17 protein-coding genes are annotated in these 15,608 nt (G+C 71.9%); 8 read left to right on the top strand and 9 right to left on the bottom strand.

The features are described from left to right. Positions 1-55: 55 nt before the first annotated feature. From mce to G514_RS0106015, 5 genes are all read left to right on the top strand, one after another. Positions 56-505 carry a methylmalonyl-CoA epimerase gene (gene mce, locus G514_RS0106035; protein WP_028651017.1) on the top strand — a complete coding sequence of 150 codons (450 nt, stop codon included), beginning with the start codon at positions 56-58 and terminating at the stop codon, positions 503-505. Positions 506-684: 179 nt separating this feature from the next. After that, complete coding sequence (ccrA, locus tag G514_RS0106030; protein WP_028651016.1) at positions 685-2,022, top strand: crotonyl-CoA carboxylase/reductase; 1,338 nt, start codon at positions 685-687, stop codon at positions 2,020-2,022. A gap of 93 nt (positions 2,023-2,115) precedes the next feature. Further along, positions 2,116-3,489 (top strand): coiled-coil domain-containing protein, encoded by a 1,374-nt coding sequence (locus G514_RS25185; RefSeq protein WP_051246929.1) that lies wholly within the window; start codon positions 2,116-2,118, stop codon positions 3,487-3,489. Positions 3,490-3,518: 29 nt separating this feature from the next. Beyond that, positions 3,519-4,685: an AI-2E family transporter gene (locus tag G514_RS25180; protein WP_084151817.1), complete on the top strand. Its 1,167-nt coding sequence runs from the start codon at positions 3,519-3,521 to the stop codon at positions 4,683-4,685. Between the two features lie 7 nt (positions 4,686-4,692). Continuing rightward, positions 4,693-4,980, top strand: a complete 288-nt coding sequence (locus tag G514_RS0106015) for a DUF1905 domain-containing protein (protein ID WP_028651015.1) — start codon at positions 4,693-4,695, stop codon at positions 4,978-4,980. Here the strand turns inward: G514_RS0106015 and G514_RS0106010 are convergent. Beyond that, positions 4,977-6,080 carry a hypothetical protein gene (locus G514_RS0106010; RefSeq protein WP_028651014.1) on the bottom strand — a complete coding sequence of 368 codons (1,104 nt, stop codon included), beginning with the start codon at positions 6,078-6,080 and terminating at the stop codon, positions 4,977-4,979. The genes G514_RS0106015 and G514_RS0106010 overlap by 4 nt on opposite strands. Next, the gene (locus G514_RS0106005) at positions 6,077-6,586 is read right to left on the bottom strand and encodes a SigE family RNA polymerase sigma factor (protein WP_211222056.1); all 510 of its coding nucleotides are present in this window, start codon (positions 6,584-6,586) and stop codon (positions 6,077-6,079) included. Before G514_RS0106005 ends, G514_RS0106010 begins: the two co-directional genes overlap by 4 nt. 116 nt (positions 6,587-6,702) lie before the next feature. On the opposite strand from G514_RS0106005, the gene G514_RS0106000 reads away from it, so the two are divergent. After that, positions 6,703-7,014, top strand: a complete 312-nt coding sequence (locus tag G514_RS0106000) for an STAS domain-containing protein (protein WP_028651012.1) — start codon at positions 6,703-6,705, stop codon at positions 7,012-7,014. A 7-nt stretch (positions 7,015-7,021) separates the two neighbouring features. Here the strand turns inward: G514_RS0106000 and G514_RS0105995 are convergent, their stop codons facing one another. After that, positions 7,022-8,008, bottom strand: coding sequence for an EamA family transporter (locus tag G514_RS0105995; protein ID WP_028651011.1), 987 nt, complete (start codon positions 8,006-8,008; stop codon positions 7,022-7,024). Positions 8,009-8,047: 39 nt separating this feature from the next. On the opposite strand from G514_RS0105995, the gene G514_RS0105990 reads away from it, so the two are divergent. After that, positions 8,048-8,596, top strand: coding sequence for a CGNR zinc finger domain-containing protein (locus G514_RS0105990; RefSeq protein WP_028651010.1), 549 nt, complete (start codon positions 8,048-8,050; stop codon positions 8,594-8,596). Between the two features lie 34 nt (positions 8,597-8,630). Here the strand turns inward: G514_RS0105990 and G514_RS0105985 are convergent, their stop codons facing one another. The 4 genes from G514_RS0105985 to G514_RS0105970 all read right to left on the bottom strand — a co-directional run bounded on the left by G514_RS0105985 (position 8,631) and on the right by G514_RS0105970 (position 11,982). After that, positions 8,631-9,404 (bottom strand): alpha/beta fold hydrolase, encoded by a 774-nt coding sequence (locus G514_RS0105985; RefSeq protein WP_028651009.1) that lies wholly within the window; start codon positions 9,402-9,404, stop codon positions 8,631-8,633. 2 nt (positions 9,405-9,406) lie between these two features. Further along, positions 9,407-10,138 carry an endo alpha-1,4 polygalactosaminidase gene (locus G514_RS25175; protein WP_051246923.1) on the bottom strand — a complete coding sequence of 244 codons (732 nt, stop codon included), beginning with the start codon at positions 10,136-10,138 and terminating at the stop codon, positions 9,407-9,409. Positions 10,139-10,200: 62 nt separating this feature from the next. Next, complete coding sequence (locus G514_RS0105975; RefSeq protein WP_028651008.1) at positions 10,201-10,437, bottom strand: hypothetical protein; 237 nt, start codon at positions 10,435-10,437, stop codon at positions 10,201-10,203. A 60-nt stretch (positions 10,438-10,497) separates the two neighbouring features. Further along, positions 10,498-11,982 carry an MFS transporter gene (locus tag G514_RS0105970; RefSeq protein ID WP_028651007.1) on the bottom strand — a complete coding sequence of 495 codons (1,485 nt, stop codon included), beginning with the start codon at positions 11,980-11,982 and terminating at the stop codon, positions 10,498-10,500. A gap of 52 nt (positions 11,983-12,034) precedes the next feature. Between G514_RS0105970 and G514_RS0105965 the strand changes: the two genes are divergently transcribed. Beyond that, positions 12,035-12,937, top strand: a complete 903-nt coding sequence (locus tag G514_RS0105965; RefSeq protein ID WP_028651006.1) for a DUF6910 family protein — start codon at positions 12,035-12,037, stop codon at positions 12,935-12,937. A 61-nt stretch (positions 12,938-12,998) separates the two neighbouring features. On the opposite strand, the gene G514_RS0105960 is transcribed toward G514_RS0105965, so the two are convergent. Next, positions 12,999-13,592, bottom strand: a complete 594-nt coding sequence (locus G514_RS0105960; protein WP_028651005.1) for a peptidoglycan-binding domain-containing protein — start codon at positions 13,590-13,592, stop codon at positions 12,999-13,001. A 189-nt stretch (positions 13,593-13,781) separates the two neighbouring features. Then, positions 13,782-15,596: a 3-hydroxyacyl-CoA dehydrogenase family protein gene (locus G514_RS0105955; protein WP_028651004.1), complete on the bottom strand. Its 1,815-nt coding sequence runs from the start codon at positions 15,594-15,596 to the stop codon at positions 13,782-13,784. Positions 15,597-15,608: the final 12 nt, after the last annotated feature.

Raw genomic sequence — 15,608 nt, 5'->3', positions numbered from 1 at the left:
CGGATGGTGGGATCGACCTTACTTCGCGGGTTAGCGCTCTGTAACCATGCCCAGCATGACCTCCGACACGTCTTCCGCGCCGCTCCCGGGCCTGTTCACGGCGATCGACCACGTCGGCGTCGCGGTGGCCGACCTCGACGAGGCGATCGCGTTCTACGAGACCACCTACGGCATGCGCCTGGCGCACCAGGAGGTGAACGAGGAGCAGGGCGTCCGCGAGGCGATGATGGCGGTCGGCGACTCCGGCGCCTGCATCCAGCTCCTCGCGCCGCTGAACGACGAGTCGACGATCGCCAGGTTCCTCGACCGCTCCGGCCCCGGCATCCAGCAGCTCGCCTACCGGGTCGCCGACCTCGACGCGGTCTCGGCCACCCTCCGCGAGCGCGGCCTGCGGCTGCTCTACGACGAGCCCAAGCGGGGTACCTCCGACTCGCGGGTCAACTTCATCCACCCCAAGGACGCCGGCGGCATCCTCGTGGAGCTCGTGGAGCCAAGCGAGCCGTAGCCCGCGAGGAACGAGCGGGCTACGTGGGCGAGCGCGGATCGAGCGAGCGGCGCGGCTGAGGAACGAAGCCGCGCCAGCGAGAGAGATCACCGCAACTCACGCTGGGACCGCGCCCGGGGCAGCGCGAACTAGGTCACAACCAGTCGAACACAGCTACTACTGACAGGTAACTTCCACTCATGCAGCAGATCCTCGACGCCATCCTCGCCGGTGACACGCCTCCCGAGGAGTTCGCCAGCCTCGACCTGCCCGAGTCCTACCGCGCCGCGACGGTGCACAAGGACGAGGTGGAGATGTTCGAGGGAATGGAGTCGCGCGACAAGGACCCGCGCAAGTCGCTCCACGTCGAGGACGTCGCCCTCCCCGAGCTCGGCCCGGGCGAGGCACTGGTGGCGGTGATGGCCTCCGCGATCAACTACAACACCGTCTGGACCTCGATCTTCGAGCCGGTCTCGACGTTCGGGTTCCTCGAGCGCTACGGCCGACTCTCCCCGCTGACCAAGCGGCACGACCTGCCCTACCACGTGGTCGGCTCGGACCTGGCCGGCGTCGTGCTGCGCACAGGCCCCGGCGTGACCCGGTGGAAGCCCGGCACCGAGGTCGTCGCGCACTGCCTGAGCGTCGAGCTCGAGGACCCCGACGGCCACGACGACACGATGCTCGACCCGCAGCAGCGGATCTGGGGGTTCGAGACCAACTTCGGCGGGCTCGCGGACGTCGCGCTGGTCAAGGCCAACCAGCTCATGCCCAAGCCCGCGCACCTGACCTGGGAGGAGGCCGCCTCCCCCGGCCTGGTCAACTGCACGGCGTACCGCCAGCTGGTCTCCAAGAACGGCGGCGACATGAAGCAGGGCGACAACGTCCTGATCTGGGGCGCCTCGGGCGGGCTCGGCGGCTTCGCCACGCAGTACGCCCTCAACGGCGGCGCCACCCCGGTCTGCGTGGTCTCCTCCGAGGACAAGGCGGAGATCTGCCGCTCCATGGGTGCCGAGCTCGTGATCAACCGCAGCGAGGAGGGCTACCGGTTCTGGAAGGACCCGCAGACCCAGGACCCGAGCGAGTGGAAGCGGCTCGGCGCCCGGATCCGCGAGCTGACCGGCGGCGAGGACATCGACATCGTCTTCGAGCACCCGGGCCGCGAGACCTTCGGCGCCAGCGTGTTCGTGACCCGCAAGGGCGGCACCATCACGACCTGCGCGTCCACCAGCGGCTACATGCACGAGTACGACAACCGCTACCTCTGGATGAACCTCAAGCGGATCATCTCCTCCCACTTCGCCAACTACCGCGAGTCGTGGGAGGCCAACCGCCTGATCGCCAAGGGCAAGATCCACCCGACGCTGTCGCGGACCTACCCGCTCGACGAGGTCGGGCAGGCGGCGCTCGACGTCCACCACAACACCCACCAGGGCAAGGTCGGGGTGCTGTGCCTGGCTCCGCAGGAGGGTCTCGGCGTCCGCGACCCGGAGTTCCGCGCCCGGCACGAGGACGCCATCAACCGGTTCCGGGGCGTCTGAACGCAGACGTCCTGACCGGGTGTGCCAAACCCCGGTCGATCGTGGAGGATGGGCGGAGTTCACGCGTCCCCATGCGAAGGAGCTCGTCCCCCCATGAGCAACCAGGACAACCAGGGCCTGTCCATCTTCGACGACGAAGACGACGAGCGGAGCGGCCCGCAGGGCTCCACGGGTGACGAGACCGACGCGACGGCACAGGACGCCGACCTCGAGGACGTCGACGCCGACACGGACACCGACGTCGACGCCGAGAAGACCCAGGTGATCCCCCCGCTCCCCGACGACCTGACCCTCGACGAGACGGACGACGTCGCGGCGGAGGTGGAGGAGCCGAAGGCCGCGGCCGCACCCGTGAAGGCTGCGCCCGCGAAGGCCGCCCCCGAGGCCACCCGGCAGGTGCCGGTCCAGGCCCGGCCCGTGGTCCCGCCCGCACCCGCCGCACCCGCAGCGCCGGCCGCCAAGGCCGCGCCGCTCCCTCCGCTGCCAACGGTCCGTCGCGGCGGCTACGACAAGGACGCCGTCGACGCCCGGCTCCGCCAGCTCGCCGCCGACCAGGCCGACCTCGGCCAGCGCGCGGCCCGAGCCGAGGCCCGCATCGGCGAGCTCGAGAGCGAGCTCGTGGAGGCGCGCAGCCAGATCACCGAGGCGCAGGAGCCGTCCTACGCCGGCCTCGGCGGCCGGGCGAGCGCGATGCTGCGCCTCGCTGAGGAGGAGGCCGCCGAGATGCGCGCGGTCGCCCAGCGCGACGCCGAGGAGATCCGCGAGCAGGCCGCCCGCGACGCCCAGGCGATCAAGGCCGACGCCAGCCGCGAGGCCGAGGAGCTGCGGATCGTCCAGACCAAGGAGCTCGAGGACCACCGCGCCCGCCTGATGACCGAGGCCGAGCAGGAGCGCAGCAACGCCAAGAGCGAGGCCGCCGATGTGCTCGCCAGCGCGCAGCGCCAGGCCGACCAGCTCCGGTTGGCCGTGCAGCAGGAGGTCAGCGAGCTGCGCACCGGAGCCCAGCGCGAGGCCGAGCAGGCCAAGGCGGCGGTCGACCGTGAGGTCCAGGAGGCGCGGCGGATGCTGGCGGTGGACCGCGAGCGGCTCGCCCGGGAGGCGTCCGAGCACCACACCAGCGCCCTCGCCGAGACCAAGCGGCTGGTCGAGGAGGCCGAGGAGCGGGCCACCGCCGCCGAGCAGCGCGCCCGCGAGGCGACCCAGCAGGCCACCGAGGCTCGCGGCGCGGCGCAGACCGAGGCCGAGGGCATCCTGACCCGGGCCCGGCGCGAGGCCGAGCAGATCACCGCGTCGGCCACCACCCAGGCCGAGTCGATCGTCGCCAGCGGCGACGCCGAGAAGGAGCGCCAGGTCGCCGCCCTCCGGTCGGAGGTGGACCGGCTCGCCAAGCGCCGCGACGCCATCACCGCCCAGCTCGCCTCGCTGCGAGACGTCGTCGCCGGCTTCGGTGACGACGAGGACGCCTGAGCGACGAGCGACGGGGCACCGGGCGGAGCGTGAGCAGCAATCAGACGGACCCGCCCGCGCCGCGACGACGCGAGACGACCGAGGACAGCGACCACGACACCGACGCCGACACCGGCGACGAGGTCGTCGTCGGCGGTCCGTCGTACCTCGGCGAGCCCGGCCCTCCGCTCGACCACCGCGCGCCGTTCTACCTGGGGTTCGTGGGCGCGACCGGCGCGCTGGTGGCCTACTGGCTGCTGACCAACATCGCCGCGATCGGCTCGACGCTGGTGCTGATCGTCGTGTCGCTGTTCCTCGCAGCGGGGCTCAACCCGGCGGTGATGTTCTTCGAGCGCCGTGGGCTGCGGCGGAGCTATGCGGTGATCCTCGTGATCATCTGCGTGATCATCGCCGTCCTGCTCTTCCTCATCGCGATCGTCCCGGTGATCACCGACCAGGTGCGGTCGATCACCGACCAGGCGCCGTCGTGGTTCGACCGCCTGCAGAACAACCAGCGGATCCAGGACCTCGACGAGGAATACGACGTCATCGACAAGGTCCGCGACTACGTCACCGGCGGTGACTTCGCGGGCACCCTGTTCGGCGGCGCGCTCGGCTTCGGCCTGGCGGTGCTGGGCGCCCTGTTCAACGCGTTCATCATCCTGGTGCTCACGCTCTACTTCCTCTCCTCGCTCGACACCACCAAGAAGGCTCTCTACCGGCTGGCCCCGGCCTCGCGCCGCGACCGGGTCGGCAGGCTCGGCGACCGCATCATCGAGGGGGTCGGGGGCTACGTCTCCGGCGCGTTCATCGTGGCGACGTGCGCCGGCATCTCCTCGCTGGTCTTCCTGTTCGCCGTCGGCCTCGGGGAGTACGCCGTCGCGCTCGCCTTCGTGGTCGCGCTCCTCGACGTCATCCCGATGATCGGCGCGACCATCGGCGCCGTCGTGGTCACCGCGATCGCCTTCGCCGAGGACCCCAAGATCGGCATCGCCTGCGTGATCTTCTACGTCGTCTACCAGCAGGTCGAGAACTACGTCATCTACCCGCGGGTGATGTCGAAGTCGGTCGACGTCCCCGGCGCGGTCACGGTGATCTCGGCGCTGGTCGGTGCCGCGCTCCTCGGCGTGGTCGGTGCGCTGCTCGCGATCCCGACCGCGGCGGCGATCCTGATGCTGACGCGCGAGGTGTTCATCCGCCGGCAGGACCAGCGCTGACCGGGCGATGGAGCTCGAGTTCAGCGATGCGGTCTTCGAGTGGCGCGGCCCGGCGCCGTACCACTTCGTGCGGGTGCCCCCGGACGACGCCGACGAGATCCGCGACGTCGCCGCGGCGGTGACCTACGGCTGGGGCATGGTCCCGGTCGCGGTGACCGTCGGCGAGACCACGCTGACCACGGCGCTGTGGCCCAAGGACGGCTCCTACGTCGTCCCGCTCAAGGACGCGCTCCGCAAGCCCGAGGGCATAGCCGTCGGCGACGTCGTGACGGTGCGGCTGCGGATCGATGTCTAACCCAGGATCCCGATGAAGGCGGTGAGGGTCACCCGGACGCCGTTGGCGGACCACAGCGCCATCCCCCTCTGGGTCAGCGGCGCCCAGGCCCCTCCACCGAGCGAGACCGCGCGGCACCCCGGGTCGACCACCCAGTCCGCGGTGAGCTCCGCCGTCCCCATCCGGTCCTTGCCGGAGAAGGTGACGGTGACGTACTCGTAGGGGTTGGCCCCGCAGGACGCGGTGCCCCTCCCGGTGCCGCGGGAGTACAGCTCCTGCGCCGTCGGCTCGTCGAGCGTCGTGGCGTAGACCAGCTCGAAGGGCTGGTCGTCGTAGAGCCGCCGGTAGGCGCAGACCCGGGCGGAGTGCACCGGCTCGAGCCCCTCCACCGGCATGCCCAGCGGTGCCGGCGGCCCGTCGAGACTGGTGGCACACCCGGTCGTGGCGCGCGCGGAGTCGATGACGTGCTCACGGAACGCCGGGTCCGGGCTGGCCACGGTGAGCGTGGTGCCGAACGCCTCGACGGTCTCCTGCGCGTACCCGTCCCCCAGGTCGACGCTGCCGGGGTCGACGTCGGCCCCGAGCCAGACGTACGGCGCGGGCGGCGGCTCCGGGTAGAGCTGAGCACCGCAGGCGTCCGAGAGCATGATCGGCCGCCCGACCCAGGGCAGGTCCTTCCCGGAGGCGGCCGGCCGGCCGCCTCCGACCGCGACCTCGGCACCGGGACCGCCGCAGAAGTACGCCTGCCCCCGGTCGCCGTCCTCGGCGAACCTCATCGGGGCGGTCCCCCAGCCCCAGTCGGCCGGCACGTCGACGGTCAGCCCGTGCCAGGACTCCGCGCGCCACTCGGCGACGGGCGCACTCGTGGGCTGGGCTACAGCGTGGTCCGCGGGACGCCGCGCCGGGTCGTCACCGTCCGAGCGCACCGCCACCGCCACTCCCGAGACGGCGACGACCGCGGCCACGGTGCCGACGACGGTCCACCGCCGGCGCCGCCGGCCCCGGGCGGCTCCGTGCGCACGCTCGGCCAGGGGCACGCCGACCTCGGCCCGGTCGGCGACCTGGCGGAGCCCGTCGCGGAACGCCCGCTCGAGCTCGGCGTCGTGAGGGTCGTCGGTCATCGGTCCTCCTCGGACAGACGGGAGCGCAGGGCCGCGAGCGCGCGGTGGACGTGGGAGCGGACCGTCACCTCCGAGCACCCCAGGAGGCTCGCGATCTCGGGGTAGTCGAGGTCCTCGTAGAACCGCAGCACGACAGCGGCCCGCTGGCGCGGCGGGAGGTCGCGGCAGACCGCCAAGACGGCGTCGGCGGTGCTCACCCGGGCCGCGTGGTCGGCGCCCTCACCGGCCCCTGGGAGGACCTCGACAGGCGCCTCGCGGCGGGTCCGCCGCCACCGGGAGATGTGGGCGTTGACCACCATGCGGCGCACGTAGCTGTCCGGGTCGGCGGTGCGGCCGACCCGGTCCCATCGCTCGCACGCGCGCGCCAGCGCGTCCTGGGCGGCGTCCTCCGCGGCGTGCTGCGAGCCGGTGACGACGTAGGCGAACCGCAGCAGGCTGGCGCCTCGCGCGGCCACCCAGTCGTCGAACGACGGGGGCGCGGTCACGGCCACCCGGTCCGGCTCCACGTCCACATCCACTCACGGAACACGCGCGCCGGGGCGCACCCGTTGCACCTCGGACCCGGAAACTTTCCGCGACCGCCGACAGTGCTCCTGACCTGCGGAGGGACTAGTCTGCCGCTGTGATCACGCCGTTCAGCTTCGACCTCGACGAGGACCGTCGCGTCCTCGTGCTGCACGGCGAGCTCGACGAGGTGGCCAGCGGCAACCTCCGCACCACGATCTCCAAGGCCACCGACGAGCTCAGCTCCGACCTGGCGATCGACCTCGGCGACGTGACGTTCATGCCCAGCCCGGCGATCGGGGTGCTCGCCTCGTCGAAGGCCGTCGCCCGCCAGAACGGCGCGACGATCACGTTCGTGGCGGCACCCGGCTCGATCGCGGCCCGGCTGCTCACCATCTGCTCGCTCGACTACGTAGAGTCGCTCGACTGACCCGGCGTCAGGCGGGAGCCGACGTCCGGACGACCACGGACCGCTCGCCGAGCTTGACGCCCACCACGCCGGCCAGGATCAGCAGCCCGCCGAAGAGCTGGACGGTGCCCGGGAGCTCGTGGAGCAGCAGCCACGCCCAGAACACGCTGGCCACCACCTCGAGCAGCGCCACGAAGGAGGCCAGCCGCGAGCCCAGCCGTCGTCCGGCGGCGATCCCGGCGACGTAGGACAGCGCCGCGGTGACCAGCCCGAGCACGACCAGCGGGACCCACCAGGCGACCTCCACGTCGGCGTACGACGTGGTGGCGGTCGAGGTTCGCATGGGCAGCACGCCGACGATCCCGAGCAGGGCGAGGGCGAGCGCACCGACGAGGAGCCCCGCCCACGCGAGGACCAGCGGCGGGAGGCCGTTGTCCTCATCGGCGCTGATGATGAAGTAGGTCGCGCAGCCGACCATCGCACCCAGCGCCCAGAGGACGCCCGGGAGGCTGAGGTCGGCGCCCGAGACCAGGTCGAGGACGAGCACCAGCCCCGCGGCGGCCACGGCCGCGCCCGCCAGCGTCATCCGGCTCGGCCGCTGGCCGTGCCGCAGCCAGAGGTAGACCACGACCACCGCCGGCGCCGTGAACTCCATGAGGATGGCCGGCCCGACCTGCATGTGCTGGACCGCGGAGAAGTAGCAGAACTGCGCGCCCGCGACGGCGATCACGCCGTAGGCGCCCAGCAGCCCGAGGTTGCGGCGCAGGAGCACCCAGCGACCGCGCAGCGACGCGAGGCCGAGCGGCGTGAGCGCCACCGCGGCCAGCGCCACCCGCACCAGCGTCATCGCGCCGGCGCTCCACCCGGTCTCGATCAGGCCGCGCGCGAGCGCCCCTGACATGCCGAAGGAGACCGCCGACACCAGGGCGAAGAGCAGCCCGGCCGTGAGCCGCGACGGCGCTGCGCCGCGACCGCCGACGGCATCGAGCGGTGCGTCATGAGTCATCGCCGTCATGACACATGACACTACGGTCGGGTGAGGTAATGTGTCAACGTGGTTTTCACCCATGACACCGAGCTAGCGCTGCAGGCCGCGGTGACCCTGGCCAACAGCGCCCTGGACCCCGACACCCTCACCACCGACGAGGACCTCGACCGGGTCTGGGACGCCTACCAGTACTCCGGTCGGCGCGACCACACCCGGGCGGAGCTCGACGCCGTCCGCGCGCTGCGGCCCCGGCTCCGCGCGGTGCTCACGGCGGCCGACGACGAGACCGCGGTGTCGCTGGTCAACGAGATGCTCGGCGAGACGCAGGCGGTCCCCCAGCTGGTGCGGCACGACCAGCTCGGCTGGCACATCCACGCGATCGGCACCGACCAGCCGCTGGCCCGCCGCATCCTCGTCGAGACCGCGATGGCGATGATCGACGTCGTCCGCGCCGACGAGCTCTCACGCCTCTCGGTCTGCGCCGACGAGACCTGCGAGGGCGTGGTGCTCGACCTGTCCCGCAACCGCTCGCGGCGGTTCTGCTCGACGACCTGCGGCAACCGCAACGCCGTGGCGGCCTACCGCGCACGCACCCGCGATCCGGCTGCGAGCTGACCTGCGACCCCCCGCTGGCGGCGCGGACGGATCCTCAGTCGACGAACCGGCGGAGCACCTCCGCGAACACCTCGGGCTGCTCGCTATGCACCCAGTGCCCGGCGCCCTTGACGGTGACCCGGCGGTTGCGCGGGAACCAGCGGTCCATCGCCTCGGCGTAGTCCGCCCGGACGTACGCCGAGTCGGCGCCGCCGACCCACAGCACCGGTCCGTCGTACGCCGCGGTGCCGGCGAGCGCCGACTCCGGCCAGCCGGTGATCGAGTCGAGGTCGCGGCCGAGCAGCTCCAGGTTGAGCAGCCACCGCCAGTGGTCGTGCTCGCGCCGGAGGCTCTGGAGCAGGAAGCCGCGCACGGTCGGGCTGCGCACCGCCTCACGCAGCGCGTCCTCGGCCTGCGAGCGCCGCTCGAGCCGGTCGAGGTCGATGGCCCGCATGGCCTTGATGTAGCCCTCGAACTCGGTCGCGTGGTCGTAGGGCACCGGCGCGACGTCGACCACCACCAGGCGCTCGACCAGCGCCGGGTGCCGCAGCGCGGCCAGCATCGCGATCTTGCCGCCCATCGAGTGGCCGACCAGCGCGACGGGGTCGTCCTCGTGGAGCAGGTTCGCGACCTGGTCGGCGGCCGCGAGGTAGTCGAACCGCTCGCTCCATGGCGAGCGCCCGTGGTCGGGCATGTCGACGAGCGTCACCCGGTGGTCGTCGGTCAGCCCCTTCGCGATCGCGGTGAAGTTGCGTCCCTGCCCGAACAGCCCGTGGCAGAAGACCACGCGGCTGCCCGTCTCCCCCAGCTCGGTCGTGTACAGCGCCACGGTCAGCACCACCCGTGGACGCCGTCGGGCGTCAGGTCGCGGTCGCGCAGCTCCACGGCGTGCGTCGCACCGTGGGCCGCGCAGGTCTCGGCGAAGTCGGCGGGGCGGTACTCGATCATCAGCACCTGGTCGCCGTAGTGGGCGACGTAGCGCCCGCACTCGTCGTAGCGGCCGCACTCCTCCGCGACCGCGAAGTCGTAGCCGATCCGCGTGCCGTCGTAGCCCGCGAGGTTCTTCTGCCCGACCGCCAGGCCGTTCCGGTGCGCCCGGTGGACGAGCAGCGCGGCGTACCCCGTCGCCTGGCGCCGGGTCAGCAGCCCGTCGCTGCGGGTGAAGGAGTCGAGGTTGTCGAGCTCGACCGCTCCGTAGCCGTCGCGGGCGCAGCCCGCGATCCACCGTCCGACGATGCGGGCCAGCGCGTGCCGCCGGGCCGGCGTGCGGAGGTCGAGCAGACGCTCGCCCCACGCCTCGTCGACGACCGGCGATCCGGCGGCGTCGCGCAGGACCAGCCCGGGGTGCCTGGCCCAGAACCGCTTCTCGTCGGGCTGGGTCTGGAAGCCGTTGACGTAGCAGACGTTGTAGCGGCCCGCGGCCGGCGGCTCGGAGCGGTCGCGGACCACCACGCCGACGTTGGCCGGCGCGTCGGCGGCGCCGCCGAGCTGGTAGTCGACGTCGGTGCCGGTCGGCAGCGCCACGATCGCGGCCGCGAGCAGACCGAGGAGCGCGGGGATCACCTGTCGAACCTACCGATCAGAGGTCGGAGCCCCCGAGCTCCCGCGTCGTGGGCCGGTCGGCATCAGGACGCCGCGAGCAGGCCCTCGTCGGTGCGGTAGGCCAGGCCGTCCTGGACGACGAACGCGAGCGCGCGGTCGAACCGGTCCTGCTCCCAGTACGCCGCCCCGACCAGGTCGGCGAGCCGGTCGGGCTGCTGCGGGCCGTTGGTCTCGAGCGCGCGGACGATCTGGCCCATCTCGTGGAAGACCTGACGGTCCCGCTTGCCCTCGGTGCTGGCCTTGGGAGGTGGCATCGGCATGGTGAGCTCCTTCGGTGGTTGCTCGGGTCGCGCGGTGGACGGCGCGGTGGACGGCGCCGGTCAGGCGGTCGCGGGCTCCGGCGTCGAGCCCGGCGCGCCGCTGTCGGCGTCCTCGGCGGTGAGCGGCTGCGCGATGCTCTCCAGCGACTGGCCCTCGGCCTTGACGCCGAGGAAGGCCTCGACGATGCCGCCCGCGACCATCAGCGCGGCGCCGATGTAGTAGCCGATGGCGATGCCGCCGATGTCCTTCGAGGCCGTCGCGTGGTCGATGAGGTAGCCGAACAGCAGCGGTCCGGCGATGCCGCCTGCGGCCGTGCCGATCGCGTAGAAGAAGGCGATGCACAGCGCCCGGGTCTCCATCGGGAAGATCTCGCTGGCCGTGAGGTAGGCGGCGCTCGCGCCGGCCGAGGCCATGAAGAACACGATGCAGCCCATCAGCGTGAGCGTGACCGCCGAGAAGTCCGCGAGGAAGAAGCCGGTGACGGCGAGCAGGATGCCCGAGGCGACGTAAGTGAACGTGATCATCTTGACCCGGCCCAGGGAGTCGAAGAGCGGGCTCAGGAGCAGCGCACCGGCGAAGTTGCTGGCCGCGAAGACCGCGATGTACCACCCGGTCTGGCCGACGTCGAGGAACGTGCTGAGGGTGTCGCCGTAGGTGAAGAAGAAGGCGTTGTAGAGGAACGCCTGCCCGACGAAGAGCGAGAAGCAGAGCACCGTCCGCTTCGGGTAGAGCGTGAACACCGTCCTTGCGATCATCGGGATGCTGATCGTCCGGCGCTGCCGGATCGTGATCGTCTCGGAGACGTCGTGCAGCTCCTTGCCGGACTCGTCGCGCACCGTGCGCTCGATCTCGCGCACGATCTCCTCGGCCTCGTCCTCGCGCCCGTGGATGAACAGCCAGCGCGGGCTCTCCGGCACGTTGCGACGCACGAGGAGGATGCCGACGGCCAGGATCGCGCCGAGGCCGAACGCGAGCCGCCAGCCCCAGGCCTGGTCGATGACGGTCGGGTCGAGCAGCGGGATGGTGAGCAGCGCACCACCGGCGGCACCCACCCAGAACGAGCCGTTGATGGCGACGTCGACGCGGCCGCGGTACTTGGCGGGGATCAGCTCGTCGATCGCGGAGTTGATGGCGGCGTACTCGCCGCCGATGCCGGTGCCGGTCAGGAACCGGGCGGCGAAGTACCACATGGGGTTCATCGAGAACGCCGTGAGCACGGTGGCCACCGAGTAGACGCCCAGTGAGACCATGAACAGCTTCTTGCGGCCGAGGCGGTCGGTCAGCTGACCGAAGAACAGCGCGCCCAGGCAGGCGCCGGCGACGTACGCCGCGCCGGCGAAGCCGACCTGGAAGCTGCTCATGCCGAGGCCGTCGCCGTCGGGCTTGAGGGCGTCGGACATCGAGCCGACGATGGTGACCTCGAGGCCGTCGAGGATCCACACGGTGCCGAGACCGATCACGACGAGCCAGTGCCAGCGGGCCCACGGCAGCCGGTCGAGGCGAGCAGGGATGTCGGTGGTGATCCGACCTGTCTCCACGTTCATACCGAGGCTGGTACCCCTGAGACCATGCTCACATGACCACCCGGATCATTTCGTGAGGATCGAGCTGGCCGGCGCCACGCCCCTGCGGTTCCGCGACGGGACGCCGGTCCGGGCCGCCTCCGGCATCGCGAGGTACGCCGCCGGCTGGCTGGTCGTGCAGGACGACGCCACCCACGGCTGCGTGTGGGAGGCGGGGTCGGGCCGGCGGCTCCGCCTGCTCCCTCCGGTCCAGGGTCACGACACGTTCGCGGAGGCGGCCGGCACGAAGGCGCTCAAGCCCGACCTCGAGGCGGTGGTGGCGCTCCCCGACGGACGGACGCTCGCCCTCGGGTCGGGGTCGACGGCGGCCCGGATGCGCTGCGTGCTCCTCTCCGAGAGCGCGATCCAGGTCGCGGGCCTCGCGCCGGTCTACGCGCACGTCGCGGACGTCCTCGAGGTCCCCGCCGACCAGCTCAACCTCGAGGGCGCGACCGTCGTCGGCGAGGCGCTCCGGTGGTTCCAGCGCGGCCTCCCCTCGGCCGGCGCACCGACGGCCAGCGTCGACGTCGCGCTCGATGCGCTGCTCGACCAGGCCACCGGCGCGCCCGCGGCCGTGCGGGTGTCCGCCGTGCGGCGCTACGACCTCGGCACCGTCGCCGGCGTGGGTCTGGCGATCACCGACGCGATCGGCCTCCCGGGCGGGCTGGTGCTGGTCAGCGCGGCGGCGGAGGACTCGCCGTCGACCTACGACGACGGGCCGGTGGTCGGCGCCGCGCTCGCCCTGCTCGACGGCGAGCAGGTGCTCGACCTGGCCGAGCTCCCGCTCGTCGACGGCGCGGTGGCCAAGCTCGAGGGCCTGGCGCTGGCGGGCCGGCGCGACGACGTGCTCGACCTGGTCGCGGTGGTCGACGCCGACGACCCGGCCGTGCCGTCGCTCCTCCTCGAGCTGGCGGTCACCGCTAGGCCGTGTCTCTGAATTGCTGGTGGATGCGTGATCTGGGCGGCGTCCGGCGCCGCCATGAATTGAGAGACACGGCTCAGCTGAGCTGGCCGAACACCCCGCCCATGCCGAGGAAGAACCGGGTGTCCTCGTTGACGACGCCGTTGGCCGGCCGGATGTGGTGCTCGCGCTGGTAGGCCTTGACGACGCGCTGGGTCTGCGGCCCGAAGCTTCCGTCGACGACGATGGTCGCGCCCGCGGCGCGCAGTGCCCGTTGCAGGATCTTCACGACCGGACCGTGGGCGCCGATCGCGAGGTTGCTGTCCGGCAGCTGGCGACCGAACAGCAGCGTCCAGAAGCCGTTGTTGATCCGGTAGGGGTGCGGGGCCCCGGTGCCCTCGAAGCCGTCGGTGATCCTCTTGACCGCCGCCTTGGTCTGCGGGCCGTAGAACCCGTCCACGACCACCGGCCCGGCTCCGACGTCGTTCAGCGAGCACTGCAGGGTGCGCACGGCGGCCTTGCGGTCACCCGGCCTGAGGATCGGGTACGCCGCGAGCGTGCGCGCGCACGCGGGCTTGGCTGCACGCGCGGTGTCGGCCGGAGCGGCCTGCGCCTGCGGCGCGGCGACCAGGCAGCCGGCGAGCACGGCCAGCGGGGAGATCAGGACGGCGCCGCGGCGCAGGAACGTCATGCCCCTGAGACCACCCCACGGCACGACGGGTTGTCCATGGCCCGCCCAGGCCATCTGCCGGGCCCGTGCGGACACGGCCGGAGTCGACCTGCACGTGGCTCGGTCGGGATAGTCCCTGACGTTCGAGCCGTGGAAACGCTGGTTCCAGGCACAGACGTCACGGACCATCCCGCTCCGTGGCTCGCGCGATCAGCGGACCGAGTAGTCCCGGAAGCCGCGCTTGGTCTTGCGGCCGAGGTAGCCGGCCGTCACCAGGTGCTCCAGCAGCGGGGCGGGCGCGAAGCCCGGCTCGCGGAACTCCAGGTAGAGCTCGCGCTGGATGGCCAGCGACACGTCGTTGCCGACAACGTCGAGGAGCTCGAAGGGGCCCATGGGGAGCGCACAGCCCTGCTTCATCGCGGTGTCGATGTCGTCGGCGGTGGCGTAGTGCGCCTCGAGCATCTTGACCGCGTCGTTGAGGTAGGGGAACAGCAGGGCGTTGACGATGAACCCGGCGCGGTCGGCGCACGAGACCGCGACCTTCCCGACCTTGTCGCAGAGCGCGCGGACGGTCTGGGCGACGTCGTCGTCGGTCATCACCGTCGAGACCACCTCGACCAGCTTCATCACAGGCGCGGGGTTGAAGAAGTGCATGCCGATGACGTCCTGGGGCCGGTCGGTGGCCCGCGCGAGCTCGATGACCGGCAGCGAGGACGTCGTGGTGGCCAGGATCGCGCCTCGCCCCCCATTTCCACCGGTGCAGATGTCGTCGAGGTTGTTGAACAGCGTGGTCTTGATCGCGAGGTCCTCGGCGATCGCCTCGACGACGATGTCGACGTCGCGCAGGTCGTCGAGCGAGGTCGTCCCGGTGACCCTGGCGAGCACGGCCGCCTTGTCGTCCTCGGTCGCCCGGCCGCGCTGGATCTGCTTGTCCAAGTTGCGGGTGATCGCGGCGGTCACGCCGTCGACCTTGTCCTGGCTGCGGCCGACGAAGAGGACGTCGTACCCGCCCTTGGCGAACACCTCGACGATGCCGCCGGCCATCGTGCCGGTGCCGACGACGCCGACCTTCGCGATGTGGTGCTGCAGCTGCGGGCGGTCGTCGGCGCTCGGCGTGAGGTCGTCGGCGACGGTGACCGGGCTGTCGGGCCCGTCGTAGGTGTAGAAGCCGCGGCCGGTCTTGCGGCCGAGCATGCCGGCGGTGACCAGCTGCTTGAGGATCGGGGCCGGCGCGTGCAGGCGGTCGCGGCCCTGGCGGTACATCGTCTCGAGGATCTCGTAGGCCGTGTCGAGGCCGATCAGGTCGAGCAGCTGGAGCGGACCCATCGGGTAGCCGCAGCCGAAGCGCATCGCGGCGTCGATGTCCTCGCGCGAGGCGAACTTGCCCTCGAACATCGCGACCGCGTGGTTGAGGTAGCCGAAGAGCAGCGTGTTGGCGATGAAGCCCGCCTTGTCGCCGCAGACGACGGGGTTCTTGCCGAGCTGCTCGACCAGCGCGGTGACGTCCTCCAGCACCTGCGGCTCGGTGACGACGGTGCGGACGATCTCGACGAGGTTCTGCACCGGCGCCGGGTTGAAGAAGTGGACGCCGATGACCCGGCCCGGGTGGGCGTTGGCGGTCGAGATCTCGGTGACGCTCAGCGACGAGGTGTTGGTCGCCAGGATCGCGTCGGGCGCGACGATGCCCTCGAGCTCGGCGAAGATCTGCTTCTTCACCTCGAGCGACTCGACGACGGCCTCGACGACGAAGTCGGCCTCGTGCAGGTCCTTCATCGTGGTCGTCAGGGTGATCCGGGCCAGCAGCTCGGCGGCCTCCGCCTCGGTGAGCTTCTCGCGCTTCACCGCTCGCGACGTCGAGTGCTCGAGGTGCTGCCGGCCACGGGCCAGCGCGTCGTCGTTGACCTCGACGCCGATGACGCTGAACCCGTTGCGCGCGAACACCTCGGCGATGCCGGCACCCATGGTGCCGAGTCCGACGACGCCGATGGTCGAGAACGTGCGGGGCTGGGCGGCCTGCTCAGTCATGCGCCGGAGCCT

Source organism: Nocardioides halotolerans DSM 19273, assembly GCF_000422805.1.
GTDB classification, from domain to species: Bacteria; Actinomycetota; Actinomycetes; order Propionibacteriales; family Nocardioidaceae; genus Nocardioides; species Nocardioides halotolerans.
This window is presented reverse-complemented; position numbering and strand designations above follow the sequence as displayed.

What these genes read in the sequence shown, in the direction of transcription:
- G514_RS0106010 (WP_028651014.1), bottom strand. Translation starts at nt 6,080, where the DNA reads ATGACCGACGACCCTCACGACGCCGAGCTCGAGCGGGCGTTCCGCGAC.
- G514_RS25185 (WP_051246929.1), top strand. Translation starts at nt 2,116, where the DNA reads ATGAGCAACCAGGACAACCAGGGCCTGTCCATCTTCGACGACGAAGAC.
- G514_RS0105955 (WP_028651004.1), bottom strand. Translation starts at nt 15,596, where the DNA reads ATGACTGAGCAGGCCGCCCAGCCCCGCACGTTCTCGACCATCGGCGTC.
- G514_RS0106015 (WP_028651015.1), top strand. Translation starts at nt 4,693, where the DNA reads ATGGAGCTCGAGTTCAGCGATGCGGTCTTCGAGTGGCGCGGCCCGGCG.
- G514_RS0105975 (WP_028651008.1), bottom strand. Translation starts at nt 10,437, where the DNA reads ATGCCGATGCCACCTCCCAAGGCCAGCACCGAGGGCAAGCGGGACCGT.
- mce (WP_028651017.1), top strand. Translation starts at nt 56, where the DNA reads ATGACCTCCGACACGTCTTCCGCGCCGCTCCCGGGCCTGTTCACGGCG.
- G514_RS0105960 (WP_028651005.1), bottom strand. Translation starts at nt 13,592, where the DNA reads ATGACGTTCCTGCGCCGCGGCGCCGTCCTGATCTCCCCGCTGGCCGTG.
- G514_RS0105970 (WP_028651007.1), bottom strand. Translation starts at nt 11,982, where the DNA reads ATGAACGTGGAGACAGGTCGGATCACCACCGACATCCCTGCTCGCCTC.
- G514_RS0105995 (WP_028651011.1), bottom strand. Translation starts at nt 8,008, where the DNA reads ATGACGGCGATGACTCATGACGCACCGCTCGATGCCGTCGGCGGTCGC.
- ccrA (WP_028651016.1), top strand. Translation starts at nt 685, where the DNA reads ATGCAGCAGATCCTCGACGCCATCCTCGCCGGTGACACGCCTCCCGAG.